At 73.7% G+C, this 16,579-nt stretch carries 14 protein-coding genes and 1 riboswitch; of the genes, 5 read left to right on the forward strand and 9 right to left on the reverse strand.

The window, feature by feature from the left end; all coding sequences use genetic code 11:
• Positions 1-1,211, reverse strand: a 1,211-nt coding sequence (locus KSNIM_RS30445; RefSeq protein ID WP_263106332.1) for a PRC and DUF2382 domain-containing protein, incomplete at its 3' end; no start/stop codon positions are given.
• A gap of 265 nt (positions 1,212-1,476) precedes the next feature.
• Positions 1,477-1,581, forward strand: a riboswitch (glycine riboswitch).
• 222 nt (positions 1,582-1,803) lie between these two features.
• Between KSNIM_RS30445 and gcvP the strand changes: the two genes are divergently transcribed.
• Positions 1,804-4,677: an aminomethyl-transferring glycine dehydrogenase gene (gene gcvP / locus KSNIM_RS30450; protein WP_263106333.1), complete on the forward strand. Its 2,874-nt coding sequence runs from the start codon at positions 1,804-1,806 to the stop codon at positions 4,675-4,677.
• A gap of 131 nt (positions 4,678-4,808) precedes the next feature.
• Here gcvP and KSNIM_RS30455 read toward each other — a convergent pair whose 3' ends face one another.
• On the reverse strand, positions 4,809-5,000 hold the full coding sequence (locus KSNIM_RS30455) for a DUF5999 family protein (protein ID WP_095876357.1): 192 nt from the start codon (positions 4,998-5,000) through the stop codon (positions 4,809-4,811).
• Between the two features lie 359 nt (positions 5,001-5,359).
• Positions 5,360-5,932: a hypothetical protein gene (locus KSNIM_RS30460; RefSeq protein WP_263106335.1), complete on the reverse strand. Its 573-nt coding sequence runs from the start codon at positions 5,930-5,932 to the stop codon at positions 5,360-5,362.
• A gap of 339 nt (positions 5,933-6,271) precedes the next feature.
• Here KSNIM_RS30460 and KSNIM_RS30465 point away from each other — a divergent pair, with 339 nt between their 5' ends.
• The 3 genes from KSNIM_RS30465 to KSNIM_RS30475 all read left to right on the forward strand — a co-directional run bounded on the left by KSNIM_RS30465 (position 6,272) and on the right by KSNIM_RS30475 (position 9,166).
• A complete protein-coding gene (locus tag KSNIM_RS30465) occupies positions 6,272-7,774 on the forward strand; it encodes a glutamate-cysteine ligase family protein (RefSeq protein WP_263106336.1) in 1,503 nt (500 codons plus the stop codon).
• 160 nt (positions 7,775-7,934) lie between these two features.
• Complete coding sequence (locus KSNIM_RS30470) at positions 7,935-8,723, forward strand: CPBP family intramembrane glutamic endopeptidase (protein ID WP_263106337.1); 789 nt, start codon at positions 7,935-7,937, stop codon at positions 8,721-8,723.
• 56 nt (positions 8,724-8,779) lie between these two features.
• Positions 8,780-9,166 (forward strand): nuclear transport factor 2 family protein, encoded by a 387-nt coding sequence (locus KSNIM_RS30475; protein ID WP_263106339.1) that lies wholly within the window; start codon positions 8,780-8,782, stop codon positions 9,164-9,166.
• Here KSNIM_RS30475 and KSNIM_RS30480 read toward each other — a convergent pair.
• The 6 genes from KSNIM_RS30480 to KSNIM_RS30505 form a co-directional block, all read right to left on the reverse strand.
• The gene (locus KSNIM_RS30480; protein ID WP_263106340.1) at positions 9,124-9,669 is read right to left on the reverse strand and encodes an HAD domain-containing protein; all 546 of its coding nucleotides are present in this window, start codon (positions 9,667-9,669) and stop codon (positions 9,124-9,126) included. The two genes, KSNIM_RS30475 and KSNIM_RS30480, sit on opposite strands and share 43 nt — an antisense overlap.
• 55 nt (positions 9,670-9,724) lie before the next feature.
• Positions 9,725-11,023, reverse strand: coding sequence for an MFS transporter (locus tag KSNIM_RS30485; RefSeq protein WP_263106341.1), 1,299 nt, complete (start codon positions 11,021-11,023; stop codon positions 9,725-9,727).
• A gap of 95 nt (positions 11,024-11,118) precedes the next feature.
• Entirely contained in the window at positions 11,119-11,811 is a 693-nt protein-coding gene (locus KSNIM_RS30490) for a dienelactone hydrolase family protein (protein WP_263106342.1), read from the reverse strand.
• 218 nt (positions 11,812-12,029) lie between these two features.
• Positions 12,030-13,433 carry a sugar porter family MFS transporter gene (locus tag KSNIM_RS30495; RefSeq protein ID WP_263106343.1) on the reverse strand — a complete coding sequence of 468 codons (1,404 nt, stop codon included), beginning with the start codon at positions 13,431-13,433 and terminating at the stop codon, positions 12,030-12,032.
• Between the two features lie 215 nt (positions 13,434-13,648).
• Positions 13,649-14,308, reverse strand: a complete 660-nt coding sequence (locus KSNIM_RS30500; protein WP_263106344.1) for an FMN-binding negative transcriptional regulator — start codon at positions 14,306-14,308, stop codon at positions 13,649-13,651.
• The gene (locus KSNIM_RS30505) at positions 14,302-14,973 is read right to left on the reverse strand and encodes a pyridoxamine 5'-phosphate oxidase family protein (RefSeq protein ID WP_263106346.1); all 672 of its coding nucleotides are present in this window, start codon (positions 14,971-14,973) and stop codon (positions 14,302-14,304) included. Before KSNIM_RS30505 ends, KSNIM_RS30500 begins: the two co-directional genes overlap by 7 nt.
• Before the next feature lie 34 nt (positions 14,974-15,007).
• On the opposite strand from KSNIM_RS30505, the gene KSNIM_RS30510 reads away from it, so the two are divergent.
• Positions 15,008-16,351: an aminotransferase class I/II-fold pyridoxal phosphate-dependent enzyme gene (locus KSNIM_RS30510; RefSeq protein ID WP_263106347.1), complete on the forward strand. Its 1,344-nt coding sequence runs from the start codon at positions 15,008-15,010 to the stop codon at positions 16,349-16,351.
• Positions 16,352-16,579 lie beyond the last annotated feature (228 nt).

The raw sequence follows: 16,579 nt of genomic DNA on the forward strand, positions 1-16,579 counted from the left end.
ACCTGGACGGGCGCCGGGCCCGACGCGTGCGGCGCCGGCTGCCCCTGCGCGGCCTGCCCGTGTGCGGGCTGACCGGGCGCCGGCTGCCCCTGGGCCTGCTGACCGTTCGCCGGTGCGTGCCCGGCCGCAGCGTCGGCGTGGTCGGCCGTCCGGGGGCCGTACGACTGGTGCGAGGTCCCGTCGTGCACCTCGACCTGCTCGCGCCGCAGCTCCTCGCGGACGATCTCCTCCTCGGTGTACCGCTCGACCACCAGGCGCACCCGCTCGACCGGAGCCAGGTACTTGCGCACCACCGGCCGCTCCTCGCGCAGGGTCACCTCCTCGACGGCCTCGGCGATCTCCTGGTCGCTGAGCGCGGCCCGCTCGGCGTCGCTCACCGGCACCCGCTCCACCCGCACCCGCTCGCGCACCACCGGCACCCGGCGCTCCACCGCCTCCGAGGTGACGTACTTGCGCAGCCGGACGGTACCCAGCACGTGCCACTCGGTGCTGATGTCCAGCCGCTCCTCGCGGCAGACGATCTCGACCGGTCCGTGCGCCGAGGCCTTGCCGCCCTGCTGCCGCTCGGGCCGCTCGGGTTGCTCGGGTCGCTGCGCGGCGGTCGGCGCCACCGGCGGACGGACGCTGCCGCCGGCCGGCACCACCGGGAGCTGCATGGTGTTCTCCGAGCTGTCCTGCCGGGAACGGTCAGGCCGGGCACCGTCCTGGCGGGGCCCGTCGTGGCGTGCGCCACCGTGCTGCCCGTCGGCGTGGTCCGTCCGGCCGTGGCCGTTGGCGGCCGGCCGGCCGTGCGCCGCCGACTGCTCCGGCGCGGGCTGCGCGACCGCGCCGAAGTCGGCGTCGCCGGGACGCTCCGCGGACGGCGGCAGGGCGGCCTCCGCGCCCGGCCGGCCGTTGCCGGAGGTGTCCAGCCCGTAGTAGCGGTAGAGCTGCAACTCCTGCGCGGGCGACAGGTGCTGGCCCACGCCGAAGTCCGGGGACTCCTTCACCAGCGACTTGTCGTACGGGACCTTCAACTCCTCGCCCGAGAACTCGCTGGTGGTCAGCGGGACGAAGGCGTCCCGGCCGAAGATCCCGGTGCGGACCGCGGCCCACTCGGGCTCACCGGTCGCGTCGTCGAGATACACCTCGTCGACCGTGCCGATCTTCTCACCGTTCCGGTCGACCGCCTTGTGCCCGATCAGGTCTCGCGGATCGATATCGGTCTGCACGCTGTCCTCCAGCTGCTGCTCCTGTGTGTACGCGGAGGTCGGGACGGCTGGAGGAGCTGACCAGACGCCATCTACACAGAACGCCATGAACCGGTCACCGGCGAGCCGGCAGCGCCCGTCCGGGCCGCCGATCGGCCGTCCGGGGGAGGGCCGCGGTCCGTGCGCCCGCCACCGCCGCCCCGCGGACCCGCGCCGCGGCGGTGGGACGCCCGTCACAGCGCCCGTCATTCCAGGTGGTCCCGCTGGTACCCTGGGCGGCGACCGCCGAGCCCGCGCGGGAGAGTCCCCGACCCCGCTGAGCTGGGGGAAGGGGCGCCGAAGGAGCAACTCCTCCCCGGAATCTCTCAGGCACCCGTACCGCGTGGGCCAGGTCACTCTGGAAAGCAGGGCAGGACCGCCGGCACAGGAGCCGTCGGCACCACCCTCACCGACGGTGCAAGCCGACGAGATGCCCTCGGGCGTCGGGACGGCGAAGCTCTCAGGTACCGATGACAGAGGGGGAGGCCTGACGGGTTCGTGCGTCTCGGCTCCCCACGGCGGCCGACCGGCGTGCGTACCCCCGCCGGTCCGTGACCAGGAGGCCTCGACCCCCATGAACGCCCAGCCGAACCTCACCGAGCTCGAGCAGGCCAGCCCCTTCGAGACCCGCCACATCGGCCCCGACGCCGCCGCCCAGGAGAAGATGCTCGCCCAGGTGGGCTTCGCATCGCTGGACGAGCTGGCCGACGCGGCCGTCCCCGAGGCCATCCGCAGCCTGACCGCGCTGGACCTGCCGGCCGGCCGCAGCGAGGCCCAGGTCCTCGCCGAGCTGCGCGAGCTGGCCGGCCGTAACCGGGTCGCCACCTCCATGATCGGCCTCGGCTACTACGGCACCTTCACCCCGCCGGTGATCCTGCGCAACGTGCTGGAGAACCCGGCCTGGTACACCGCCTACACCCCGTACCAGCCGGAGATCTCGCAGGGCCGCCTCGAGGCGCTGCTGAACTTCCAGACCCTGGTCTCCGACCTCACCGGCCTCGCCACCTCCGGCTCCTCGCTGCTCGACGAGGGCACCGCCGCCGCGGAGGCGATGGCGCTCGCCCGCCGCGTCACCAAGGTCAAGGGCGGCGTCTTCCTGATCGATGCCGACACCCTGCCGCAGACCGTCGCCGTCATCGAGACCCGCGCCGAGCCGACCGGCGTCGAGGTCGTCGTCGCCGACCTGTCCGAGGGCATCCCGGCCGAGATCGCCGAGCGCGGCGTCTTCGGCGTGCTGCTCCAGTACCCGGGTGCGGGCGGCGCCGTCCGCGACCTCACCCCGGTCATCGAGCAGGCCCACGGCCTCGGCGCGGTCGTCGCCGTCGCCGCCGACCTGCTCGCCCTCACCCTGCTCAAGTCCCCGGGCTCGATGGGCGCCGACATCGCCTGCGGCACCTCGCAGCGCTTCGGCGTGCCGATGGGCTTCGGCGGCCCGCACGCCGGCTACCTCGCCGTCCGCGCCGAGTTCGCCCGCAACCTGCCCGGCCGCCTGGTCGGCGTCTCCGTCGACGCCGACGGCAACCGCGCCTACCGCCTGGCCCTGCAGACCCGCGAGCAGCACATCCGCCGCGAGAAGGCCACCAGCAACATCTGCACCGCCCAGGTGCTGCTCGCCGTGATGGCCTCGATGTACGCCGTGTACCACGGCCCCGACGGCCTCGCGGACATCGCCCGCCGCACCCACCGCTACGCCGCCGCGCTCGCCGCGGGCCTGCGTGCCGGCGGCGTGGAGCTCGCGCACGGCGCCTTCTTCGACACCGTCACCGCACGCGTCCCGCAGCGCGCCGACGAGGTCGTCGCCGCCGCCCTCGAGGCGAACATCAACATCCACAAGGTCGACGCCGACACCGTCTCGATCTCCTGCGACGAGACCACCACCCGCGAGCACGTCGCCGCCCTCTGGGCCGCGTTCGGCGTCGCCGGCGGCGAGCTCGACGAGACCGCCGACGCCCTGCCGGCCGCCCTGCTGCGCGAGGACGAGTACCTCACCCACCCGGTCTTCCACAGCCACCGCTCCGAGACCGCCATGCTGCGCTACCTGCGCCGCCTGTCGGACCGCGACTACGCGCTGGACCGCGGCATGATCCCGCTGGGCTCCTGCACCATGAAGCTCAACGCCACCACCGAGATGGAGCCGGTCACCTGGCCCGAGTTCGGCCAGCTGCACCCCTTCGCCCCGGCCGACCAGGTGCAGGGCTTCCTCAGCCTGATCCACGGCCTGGAGCAGCAGCTCGTCGAGGTCACCGGCTACGACGCCGTCTCCATCCAGCCGAACGCCGGCTCCCAGGGCGAGCTGGCCGGCCTGCTGGCCGTCCGCGCCTACCACCTGGCCAACGGCGACACCCAGCGCGACGTCTGCCTCATCCCGTCCTCCGCGCACGGCACCAACGCCGCCTCCGCGGTGATGGCCGGTATGCGCGTCGTCGTGGTCAAGACCCTGGTCGACGGCGACGTGGACGTCGAGGACCTCAAGGCCAAGATCGAGCAGCACCGCGACCAGCTCTCGGTGCTGATGGTCACCTACCCGTCCACCCACGGCGTGTACGAGACCGAGATCACCCAGATCTGCGCCATGGTGCACGAGGCCGGCGGCCAGGTGTACGTCGACGGTGCCAACCTCAACGCGCTGGTCGGCCTGGCCAAGCCGGGCAAGTTCGGCGCCGACGTGTCGCACCTGAACCTGCACAAGACCTTCTGCATCCCGCACGGCGGCGGCGGCCCGGGCGTCGGCCCGGTCGCGGTCCGCGCGCACCTCGCGCCGTACCTGCCGAACCACCCGCTGCAGGCGGAGGCCGGCCCGGCCACCGGCGTCGGCCCGATCTCGGCCGCCCCCTGGGGCTCGGCGGCGATCCTGCCGATCTCCTGGTCGTACGTCCGCCTGATGGGCGGCGAGGGCCTCAAGCACGCCACCCAGGTGGCCGTGCTGAACGCCAACTACATCGCCAAGCGGCTGGCCCCGCACTTCCCCGTGCTCTACACCGGCCCCGGCGGCCTCGTGGCGCACGAGTGCATCATCGACCTGCGCCCGCTCACCAAGGAGACCGGCGTGACGGTCGACGACGTGGCCAAGCGCCTGATCGACTACGGCTTCCACGCCCCGACCATGTCGTTCCCGGTGGCCGGCACGCTGATGATCGAGCCCACCGAGTCCGAGGACCTGCACGAGATCGACCGCTTCTGCGAGGCGATGATCGAGATCCGTGCGGAGATCGAGAAGGTCGGCTCCGGCGAGTGGTCCGCCGAGGACAACCCGCTGCGCAACGCCCCGCACACCGCCGCCAACCTGGCCGGCGACTGGCAGCACCCGTACACCCGCGAGGAGGCGGTCTTCCCGGCCGGCGTGAACCCCGCGGACAAGTACTGGCCGCCGGTGAACCGGATCGACGGCGCCTATGGCGACCGCAACCTGGTCTGCTCCTGCCCGCCGCTGGACGAGTACGGCAACTGAGCCGGTAGCGCAGGACGCGAGGGCCCCGGAGGACGCATCCTCCGGGGCCCTCGTGGCGTTCCGGACCGGCGTGCCGCCGGTGCGCGCGGCGGCCGCCGGTACCGGGGTCGTGCCGGGTCGTGCCGGGTCGGTCAGGCCGCCACGGCGAGCGGGCGCCGCGGCGCGATCACCCGGCCGTCGGGCAGCAGTTCACCGGTGTCCTCGAAGAGCAGGACGCCGTTGCAGAGCAGGCTCCAGCCCTGCTCGGGGTGGCGGGCCACCGGTACGGCCGCCTCACGGTCGGCCGACTCGGCCGAAGGACACTCAGGACGGTGCTGGCACATAGCTCGTACCCTCGCTTCGCTCGGATCCTGCCCCGCCGCACGGCACCCCCCGTGGCGCGCCGCCCTGCCGGCGGATCATCCTCGCCGGCCCAGGTGTGAACCGGCGCTCCGGTGGGTAGGACAAGCCCCCACATCCGCTGGTTCCCAGTGTCGGCATCCCGGGTCATTCCCGCAGCCTTTTTGTGACATGAGCCACAACCCGTTGCGGGAGATCACCCGTTCAGGCGGCCGACCGGCGCCGGAACGGCCGGACGGGCCACCGGGTTTCTGACCCTGGTAGGTCAGAACCGATGGCCCGTCCGGGTGATGCGAGGGTGCGGTCCGGCGGATGGGCTCCGGCGGGCCGGGCCCGCGGAGGATCAGCTCTGGCTGAGCAGCATCGCCGCGCCGCCGAGCGGCGGACGCTCGAGCGCCGCCAGCAACTCGCCCGCCCGGTAGATCCGGTGGGCCGTCACCCCGAGCGGCGCGGGGGAGAGCGGGATCAGCAGGTCGTCCCCGCCGTCCGGTGCCGAACCGTTCAACCACAGCGCCGTGGCGTAGTGCCCCGGCATCGTCAGCAGCCGCGGCAGCCGGATCGTCCGCGAACCCTGCGCCAGCTGCCAGGCCTGCCGCAGCGCCTGGACGGTGGAGTCGAGGTAGGGGCCGGCCGCGAAGTGCGAGAAGGTGTGCCCGGCGGCCGTCTCCGTCACCTCGGCGGCCGCGACGACGGCGCCGCTGCCCTGCTTGATCAGGAACCGCCAGCCGGTGCGCCGCGCGGTGCCCAGCGCCGTCCCCTCCAGCACGTACACGGCCAGCGGATGCGCGGGGAGCAGCGGACCGGCGGTATGGCGCAGCGCGGCGGCTGCGGGCTTGCTCAGCGCACCCTCGTCGTCGAGGGCGGCCAGCACGGCGCGCAGGGCGCTCGGCGGTGGCTGGGGGGTCTGCAGAGTCATGGCGGGTCGCCTCTCTGTGCGAGATCGGCGTGCGAGTGCGGCATACCGGCGTGGCGGGACCTGGGCCGTGTCCGGTTGGGCATGATCGCGGTGCGGGCACGGAACCACGCGTGCACGAGGTTGTCGTGCGGCGGGAAACCGGCCGGGAGCGCAGTGCGAATTCTACTCGAACAGGTGCGCAGGGTGACCTTCTTATCACGTTCGGTGTGGGGCGGCAAGTCCGCTCCTGGCTGACGGTCCGTCAGTTCCAGGCCTCGCCACCGCGTTCGGGACCTCGGGCTATCGATCTTCCGGATGGGCATGATGCATGCACGGTCGACCTAGGGGAGGAGGACGCTCATGGGCGAGAAGGTCGCGGCCACTCGCGCTGAACTGTCCGACCGGCAGCTGTACCGGCGCAAGCTCCAGTCCTGTCTGGACGTGCTCGAGCGGATGCTGCGCGAGGGACGTTTCGACCGCCCCAGAGCGATGATGGGCCTGGAGATCGAGCTCAACCTGGCCGATGAGCAGGGCATGCCGGTCATGCGCAACTCGCAGGTCCTGGAGTCCATCGCGTCGGCCGACTTCCAGACCGAGCTGGGCCGGTTCAACATCGAGGTCAACGTGGCCCCTCGGCGGCTCGGCGGGCACGTCCTGGAGGAGCTCCGCGAGGAGGTCGACACCTGCCTGCGGTACGCGGACCGGCAGGCCGCCGAGGCCGGCGCCCGGATCGTCATGGTCGGCATCCTGCCGACCCTCGACCTGGACCACACCGGCCTGGACAGCATGTCCCACAACAACCGCTACAGCCTGCTCAGCGACCAGATCCTGGCCGCCCGCGGCGAGGACATCGCCCTCGACATCGAGGGCGTCGAGCACCTCGCGGTCGAGTCGGTCTCGATGGTGGCCGAGGCGGCCGCCACCTCGCTCCAACTCCACCTGCAGGTCACACCGGAGAAGTTCGCACCGGTGTGGAACGCGGCCCAGGCGGTCTCCGCCTGCCAGGTCGCGCTCGGCGCCAACTCGCCGTTCCTGTTCGGCCGCGAACTGTGGCGCGAGACCCGCCCGGTGCTCTTCCAGCAGGCCTGTGACACCCGTTCGGCGGAGCTCAAGGCGCAGGGCGTGCGCCCCATCACCTGGTTCGGGGAGCGATGGGTCGACTCCGCGTTGGACCTCTTCGCCGAGAACCTCCGCTACTTCCCGGCCCTGCTGCCGATCTGCGACGACGAGGACCCGGTCAAGGTGCTCGCCTCCGGCGGCGTCCCGAAGCTCGCCGAGATGCGGCTCCACAACGGCACCATCTACCGCTGGAACCGCCCGGTGTACGACGTGGCCGACGGCATCGCCCACCTCCGGGTGGAGAACCGCTGCCTGCCCGCCGGCCCCACCGTCACCGACGTCCTCGCCAACGCCGCCTTCTACTACGGGCTGGTCCGCGTCCTCGCCGAACAGTCCCGGCCGGTCTGGACGAGGCTGCCCTTCGAACGCGCCGACGAGAACTTCCACACCGCGGCCCGGCACGGCATCGACGCCGTCCTGCACTGGCCCCGGCACGGACGGGCCGGCCGCGGCGGCACCGCCCCGACCCCCGTCACCGAGCTCGTGCTGAACGAGCTGCTCCCGCTCGCCCACCAGGGCCTCGACGAGTGGGGCATCGAACCCGCCGACCGCGACCGCTACCTCGGTGTCATCGAACAGCGCTGCCTGCGCCGCACCAACGGCGCCTCCTGGCAGGCCGCCACCGTGCACCGGCTGCGCGAGCACTTCGGCATGGACCGCACCGCCGCCATCGCCGCGATGACCAGGAGGTACGTGGAGTACATGCGCACCGGCGAACCCGTGCACACCTGGCCGGTCGGCTGAGCTGCAGCGTCCCGCCGCCCGCGACCGGTGCCCGTGGCCGGCGCTCGCGGCGGGGCGCTCTCATCCGCGTGTGCGAGGATGATCGGCCCGGAGGCCGTCCGCGCCGCCGGGCCCGCGCGCCGGCCGGCCGCGGGGAGCGAGCCGCCGCGCGGGAGACCAGGTGACCAGCGTTACGACCGAGCCGGAGACCGGCACCCCGGCCCGCCGCCTGCTCGGCGTCGAACTGCTCATCGTGCTCGGCCTCTCCCTCGGAGCCAGCGGCATCGCCGCCCTGATCAGCTTCGCCGACTCGCTGACCCAGCCGATCGCCCTCGGCCAGCAGGTCGCCACCCTCAACGGCTCCCGCGCGCCGGGCCGGCCCTGGATCGACCTCGCCTGGCAGCTCTACTACATCGCCCGCGGACTCATGCCCGTCGTGCTGGTCGGCTACCTGCTGGTACGGGAGGGCACCTCGCTGCGGGTGCTCGGCTTCGACCTCCGCGACAAGGCACGGGACCTCGGACGCGGCACACTGGTCGCCGCCGCGATCGGCGGCACCGGCCTCGGCCTCTACCTCGCCGCCCAGGCCGCCGGCTTCAACCTCACCGTCGCCCCCTCCGGCCTGCCGGACGTGTGGTGGCGCGTCCCCGTCCTGATCGGCTCCGCCTGGCAGAACGCCGTCCTTGAAGAAGTGATCGTGGTCGGCTACCTGCTGCGGCGGCTCGGCCAGCTGGGGTGGTCCTGGCCGGCGGCGGTGGTCACCAGCTCGGTGCTGCGCGGGTCGTACCACCTGTACCAGGGCGTCGGCGGGCTCGTCGGCAACATGGTGATGGGCGTGGTCTTCTGCCTGCTTTACCGCCGCTGGGGCCGGGTGATGCCGCTGGTGGTCGCGCACGCCCTGATCGACACGGTCGCCTTCGTCGGCTACGCCCTGCTCGCCGGCCACGTCAGCTGGCTGCCCACCGCCTGACGGCCGGCTCCCTATCGGGTTGCGGTGGGGGCGGTGGCCGTGCGGAGGATGTGTCCATGGACAGTGCGGCGGACGAGGTGGAACAGGCGATCGCGGGGGAGCTGCAGCTCATGGATCCGCGGGTGCGCTCCTCGCCGGAGCTCGCCGGGCGGCTCCTCGACCCGGAGTTCGTGGAGGTCGGCGGCTCGGGGCGGCGGTGGACGTACGCGACGATGCTCGCGGAGCTGGCCGGGCACCCGGGCAGTTCGGCGGACGGTCCCCGCTACGAGCCCTCCGAGATCACGGGCGTGCGGCTCGCGCCGGGGCTGGTGCACCTGACGTTCGAGACGGTGCTCGGCGAGCGCCACAGCCGGCACAGCTCGATCTGGCGCAGGGGCCGCGACGGCGGCTGGCGGATGTACTACCACCAGGCCACCCGTGTCCCGCCCGGGGTGGACCAGTGACGACGGCGGCCGGTGGGCGGACGTCGGAGCAGGCGGTCGACGTGGTGGCGTTCGAGGCCCTGGTGGGGGTCGACGGGGATCAGCAGGCGGTCCCGGCGCAGGAGCGAGTTCCGGACCAGCCGGGGCGGGATGACGTCGTCGATCCAGGCGAAGGGACGGCCCGCCGCGTGCCGGAGGATCGGCGCCCACTTGAAGCCGGAGAACAGCTCGGCGAGCCGCATCCGCGGGTCGCCGGGCTGCCGGACGTACCGGTTGACCCCCACCACCGGCAGCTCGGGCAGGCCGAGCAGCGGTGCGAGGTGCTCGTTGGCGGAGTCCTGCCAGGTGGTGGCCCAGCACAGCTCGTAGCTGCCGGAGAGCTCCCGCAGCCACTCGCCGTGCACCGGTGAGAGCAGCACCTCGTACCCGAGCAGTTCGTGCCGTCGGAAGCCGTCCTCCGGGTACGGGTCGGCGGGGTTGAGCACGCCGTCGACGTCGATGTACAGCAGCGGTGCGTCCGGCACGCGGTCCCCCTCGGTCTGTACCGGTGAAGGACGCGCCACCGGCTGTGCCGGTTGCTCAGACGCAGACCGGCTCGGGGGCGGCCGCCGGGGCGGGCGAGGGCGCCGGGCGGGTGAGCCGGCGGACCTCGGGGACGACGAGGACGGCGGCGGCCAGCACGAGCGTGACGAGGGCGCAGGTCCACAGCGCGCCGTCCAGGCCGAGCGCGTCGGCCGCGGGCCCGGCCAGCGCGGTGCCGAGCGGGGTGAGCGCGATCGAGCCGAGGTGGTCGTACGCGCTGACCCGGGAGAACATCTCGGACGGTATCTCCTGCTGCAGCGCGACCATCCAGTTGACGCCGAAGACGGTGACGCCGACGCCGGAGACGAACATCGCCGCGACCAGGAGGGGCAGGCCTGCGCGGGCCGCCAGGGCGAGACCGGGCAGTGCGAAGAGGAAGACGCCCCAGTTGCCGGTGAGCAGGATGCGGCGCGGCTGCCAGCGGGTCATCAGGACACCGGCCGCGACCATGCCGATGCCGAAGGCGGCCATCGCGAGGCCCCAGGCACGGGCTCCGCCGAAGCGGAGGTCGGCGACGACCGGCCCGTACACCGTCTCCACCGCGCCGACGCAGGCGACCACCACGGAGAACTGCAGCACTACCGCCCAGAGCCACCGCCGGGACGCGAACTCGCGCCAGCCGAGCCGGAGTTCGTGGACTAGCCCACCGTCGTGGGCGGTGTCGCGGGGCGCCCGGGCGACCGTCAGGAAGACTCGCAGGCCGCCGGCGACGGCGAAGCCGACCGCGTCCAGCACCAGCACCCACCCGGGCCCGACCGCGGCGGTCAGTGCGCCGCCGAGCGCCGCACCGCCGATCTGCGCGCCGTTCATCGCCATCCGGTAGACCGAGAACGCCTTGCCGGCGTGCTCGGCGGCCACGCTCTCCATGATCATGCCCTCAGAGGCGGGCGCGTAGAACGCCTGGCCGGCGCCGCCCGCGGCGGAGAGCAGCACCAGCGCCCAGACCGGCGGTGCGCCGGACAGCACCAGGGCCGCCAGCACCGCCTGGGAGAGCGCGTTGAAGAGGTTGGCGGCGACCATCACGTGGTGCCGCGGCAGCCGGTCCGCGAGCGCGCCGCCGACCAGCAGGAAGAGCACCAGCGGAACGAGCCGCGCCGCCGTCACCCACCCCACCTCGGTGGTGGAGCCGCCCGCCTCCAGCACGGCGAACGCGGTGGCGATCGGTGCGGCGGCGTTGCCGAGCCCGCTGACCACGGTGGCGGCCGTCTGTATGCGGAAGTTCCGTCCGGCCCAGGCGAACGGGCGGGGTGCACGGGGGCCGGTGGGCGCGGCGGCGGGGGAGTCGGGGGAGGTCACCCGGAGACTATCGGTGTTCCACCGCGCGATGTCCATCCGGTTTCCGGTGCCCGCCGTCCGGTGGGAGCGGTGCGGCCGCCGGCCGGTGCCGGCGGTCAGCCCAGGTGGCCCCAGAGGAAGCTGAGCGTGCGCTGCCAGGCGATGTCGGCCTGCAGCGGGTCGTAGGTACCGGCCGGGTTCTCGTCGTTCATGAAGGCGTGCCCGGCGGGGTAGAAGTGGATCTCCGGCCGCCGGTCGGTGGCCTCGCCGATGAGCATCGCGGCCTCGTCCACCGCCTCCTGGGGGATCGAGCGGTCCTCCTCGCCGTAGTGGCCGAGCACGTGGGCGGTCAGGCCGCGGTAGTCGTAGTCGGGGATCCTCGGCAGGCCGTAGAAGGGCACCACCGCGGCCACCCGGTCGCCCTCCTGCGCGGCCAGCACCAGGGCGAACCCGCCGCCCATGCAGAACCCCACGACGCCGACCGCGTCGCCGACCACGTGCGGCAGCCCGAGCAGCAGGTCGACCGCGCCGCGCAGGTCGCGGGCGGCCCGGTCGGGCGGCAGCTCACGCAGCATCCGGGCGGCCTCCTCACGGTCGTGCGTGGTGGCGCCGCCGAACAGGTCCGGCGCGAGGGTGACGAAGCCCTCGGCGGCGAAGCGGTCCACCATCGACACCATCTGCGAGGTCAGGCCCCACCACTCCTGGACGACCACCAGCGCCGGACCGGTGCCCTGCGGTGGCATCGCCAGGTAGCCGTGCGCCGTTCCCCCGTTGCTGGGGAAGGTGACGTTCTGCGGGGAACTGCCCATGGCCTCTCCGTGGGGTGGGCCGCGTGCGCGCGGCGGGCGGCGGGCCCGGGAGGTCCGCCGGACGGTACGGGAGCGGTGCTGCGGGAGCCGTGCTGCGAGCGTGGAGCTGTGAGTGTCGTGCTGCGGGACGGGAGTCGCGGGGACGATGCTATGCGCGGCGGCCGCACGGCACGGGGGACGCGCACCGTGCCGATCGGGTGAGCGGGCGCCCGCACCCGTCAGCCCATCTCCTCCAGCGCCCGGCCCTTGGTCTCCCGGATGAAGAAGACCACGAACGGGATGGAGAGCAGCGCGAATCCCGCGTAGATGGCGTAGGTCGCCGACAGGTTCCAGTCGGCGAGGTCCGGGAAGGAGACGGTGATCGCCCAGTTGGCGATCCACTGCGCGGAGGCCGCCACCGACAGGGCCAGCGCCCGGATCCGGTTGGGGAACATCTCGCCGAGCAGCACCCAGACCACCACGCCCCAGGAGAAGGCGAAGCAGAACACGAAGACGTGTGCGGCGATCAGGGCGACCGTGGCGTAGGTCTGGTCGAGCGTCGCGCTGTCGCCGGTGCCCTGCCGGTAGGAGAAGGCCCATGCGGCGGTGCCCAGGGAGAGGGCCATGCCGACCGAGCCCGCCAGTGCCAGCGGTTTGCGGCCGATCCGGTCGACCAGGGACATCGCGAGCACCGTGCCGATCACGTTGACGATCGAGGTGGAGAGGCTGATCAGCAGGGAGTTGGACTCGTTGATGCCGACCGACTGCCAGAGGAACGAGGAGTAGTAGAAGATCACGTTGATGCCGACGAACTGCTGGAAGACGGAGGCGCCGATGCCGATCCAGACGATCGGCAGCAGGCCGAACCGCCCGCCCAGCAGGTCCTTCGCCCGGGGCTTGTGCGCAGCCTGCAGCACCGCCCGGATCTCGGCGATCCGCGCGTCCAGGTCGACGTCCGGGCCCTCCACCTCGGCCAGCACCTCGCGGGCCTGCTCCTCGCGCCGGTCGGCGATCAGGTAGCGCGGCGACTCGGGGACGGCCAGCGCCATCAGCCCGTACACCAGCGCGGGGATCGCCTCCACGCCGAGCATCCACTGCCAGGCCTGGATACCGCCGAGGTGGTTGGTGGACTCGCCGCCGGCCGCCTGGTTCAGCGCGTAGTTGGCGAGCTGGGAGACGGTGATGCCGAGCACGATCGCGAGCTGCTGGAAGGAGGCCAGCCGACCCCGGTAGGCGGTGGGTGCCACCTCGGCGATGTACGTCGGGGCGATCACCGAGGCGATGCCGATCGCGATGCCGCCGACGACCCGCCAGAAGCCGAGCAGGCCGATGCTCGGCGGGAACATCGAGCCGACGCCGCTGATCGCGAACAGCACCGCGGCCAGCAGCATCGTCCGCACCCGGCCGAAGTGGTCGGCGAGCCGACCGGCGATCACCGCGCCGAACGCCGAGCCGAGCAGCGCGATCGCGACGACGAACGCCGTCGTGCCGTTGCCCACCTCAAAGTGCCGCTGAATGCCCGTCACCGCGCCGTTGATGACGGCGCTGTCGTAGCCGAAGAGGAAGCCGCCCATCGCGGCCGCGGCCGAGATGAAGACGACGTGGCCGAGGTGGTCCTCGGCGTGCGGCGGAGGGGTTGACACGCGAGCGGCTCCTCGGCGGTCGGCGGCCCTCCTGCTCGGCCGGACGGACAGGGCACGTCCCACAGTCCATCAGTTCCGGACCCCCGCCGCCCGCCGGGCCGGGCCGGGCGGGCGACGGCGGTCACCCGGACGCATCACCCGGTCGCCTCACCCGGGCGCCTCACCCGGGCGGCGCCGTCCGCACGTGGTCATTCGCCCCTGTCACCGGCCCCCTGTCACCCGCCCGCCGCCACCCGGCCGGCGCGGTCGTCCGGAGCGGTCGTCCGCAGGGCGTTGCGGCGCAGCAGCTGCGCCCGCGCCCCGGCGTCCAGCCCGGTGCCGCGCTCGGCGAGCCGGTCGGCCAGTGCCGCCTGCTCGGCCACCGGCTTCTTGTCGTCGTACTTGAACTTCGCCCGGACCTCGCGGACCGTCAGCCGCAGCCCGCGCAGGCCGCTCAGCAGCGGCCCGAACGGCTCCTCGCCGGGGGCGACGGCGAGCGGTGCCTCCGGCTGGAAGTGCGCCAGCTGGCGACGGAGGATCTCGGCCTTGCCCGCCGCGTCCTCGACGATCTCGGCGGTGCAGTGGAAGTGCACCGAGGCGTACAGGCTGGTCGGAGTGCCCGGCTCGGCGCGCCAGTAGCCGGGGGCGTAGGCGTAGTCGTCCGTCACCGCCAGGGTGGCGTGCGGGTCGGCCCGCAGTGCGGCCCAGACCGGGTTGGGCGCCGCGAGGTGGAGCAGGATCTCGCCGGCGTCCGCGTCCAGCAGGAAGTGCGTCGGGACGAGCACGGGGCCCCGCCCCTGCGGGCCGTTGGCGGCGAGCACCCCGAAGTCCCGGCCCTCGGCGAGCCACGCGCGCCACTCGGCGTCACCGCCGCGGTCCCACGAGCGGATCAGCACGGCTGCACCTCGGCGACGAAGTCCGCGAGGTAGCCGGGGACGGCGCCGGATGTGCTCGCGTCCGGCTCGGGGGCGCCGTACACGGTGCGCACCGGCACCACGCCCGACCAGTGCGGCAGCGCGAGGTCGGCCTCGTCGTCGTTGACGCCCTCGGCGCGGCACTTGAGGGACACCTCGTCCAGGTCGAGCCGGACGACCGCCGTCGCCGCCAGCTCCTTGGCGTTGGCGCGCCGGGCGTCGGCCGAGCGGCCGGGCACCGCGTGGTCGACCAGCGCGTCCAGCGCCACCGCCAGCTCGTCCGGGTCGGTGACCTGCCGGGCTATGCCGTGGGCCACCACCGAGCGGTAGTTGACGGAGTGGTTGAAGGCCGACTTGGCCAGCACGATGCCGTCGACCTGCGTGACCGTGACGCACACCGGCAGCCCGTCGTCGGCCCCGGCGCCGCGCAACGGACGGCTGCCCGTCGACCCGTGCAGGTACAGCGCGTCGCCGACCCGGGCGTAGATGGTGGGCAGCACGACGGGCGCGCCGTCCGCGACGAAGCCGAAGTGGCAGACCCAGGCGCTGTCGAGGACGGCGTGCACGGCCGCCCTGTCCCAGCTGGCGCGGTCGCGCGATCGGGTGGGGACGGTGCGGGGGGTCCGGGCGTAGGCCGTGTCCGACATGACAACCTCACTGCACTAGTGCATAATCTTCTTTGTGCTAGGAGAGTATCCGATCAAGGGTCGGCGGGCCAGTGAGATTGCGGCCGACGTCGAGGCGGCCGTCGCCGCGGGGCGGCTGGCGCCCGGGGCGGCCCTGCCGCCGCTGCGCGAGCTCGCCGCCGAGCTGGGCGTGAATCCGAACACCGTGGCCGCCGCCTACCGGCTGCTGCGCGACCGCGGTGTGATCGAGACGGCCGGCCGCAAGGGCAGCCGGGTCCGCGCCCGTCCGGTCACCACCCCGCGCGACGAGGTCGGCATCGCCGTCCCGCCGGGCGCCCGCGACCTCTCGGCCGGCAATCCGGACCCTGCGCTGCTGCCCGGGCTCGGCCCCGCCCTCGCCGCCGCGGCCGCCGGCGAGCCCGTCTTGTACGGGCACCCGCCCGCCGACCCGGGGCTGGTCGAGCTGGCCCGGGCGTCCTTCGCGTCGGACGGCGCCCCGGCGGGCCCGATCGCGGTCTGCTCCGGCTCGCTCGACACCATCGAGCGGGCGCTGGCCGCCCGGCTGCGCCCCGGCGACCTCGTCGCGGTGGAGGATCCCGGCTGGGGCAGCCTGCTCGACCTGGTGCCCGCGCTCGGCCTCAGGCCGGTGCCGGTCCGCACCGACGACGAGGGGCCGCTGCCCGTCGAGGTGGCCAATGCGCTGGCGCTGGGCGCCCGCTGCCTGATCGTCACCAGCCGGGCGCAGAACCCGACGGGCGCCGCTCTGAGTCCGGCCCGCGCCGCGGCCCTGCGCGAGGTGATCGCCGGCAGTCCGGGCGTCCTGCTGATCGAGGACGACCACGGGCACGGCATGGTCGACCTGCCGTTCCAGTCGCTGGCGGCGGGGCCGGACGGCGTCCCGATCACCGAGTACCGGCTGCTGGTGCGCTCGGCGGCGAAGACCTACGGCCCGGACCTGCGGCTCGCCGTCGCGATCGGCGACGAGGACACGGTCGGGCGCATCCTGGGGCGGCAGCGCCTGGGCGCCGGCTGGGTCAGCCACCTGCTGCAGCGGGCCGTCGCCGAGCTGTGGCGCAGCGACGCCGCGCCGGTCGCCCGGGTGGCGGCGGCCTACGGCGAGCGCCGGGACGCCCTGCTGCGGGCGCTGGCCGCCCGCGGCGTCGCTGCGCACGGGCGCAGCGGGCTGAACGTGTGGATCCCGGTGCGGGACGAGACGGCGGCGGTGGCGGGGCTGGTGCAGCGCGGCTGGGTGCCCGCGCCCGGTGCCCGGTTCCGGCTGCACTCGGAGCCGGCGATCCGGCTCTGCGTCGCGGGCCTGGAGCCGGGTGAGGCGGATCGGCTGGCGGCGGACGTGGCGGAGGTGCTCGCGGCGGGCCGCGTCGGCGCGCGAGGGGTCTGAGCAGGGCGGATCCGCGGCGGATCGGGCGAGGGGCCGGCGAGGGGCCGGCGAGTGGCGAGTGCGGGGGCGGTGACGCAGGGAGAAACCCCGTCACTGTCCGAATTGTGGCATGCAGATACCTGGCGGTAATAACCGCGTCCATGCCATCTTCATCGCGCCACCGGCCGGCGGTCCACCCTCACCAGCCCCGCGCACCCACAGTGCGGGGCCGTCCGCAGGAGTTTCGCC

It is taken from the genome of Kitasatospora sp. DSM 101779 (assembly GCF_025655475.1).
Classification (GTDB): Bacteria; Actinomycetota; Actinomycetes; order Streptomycetales; family Streptomycetaceae; genus Kitasatospora.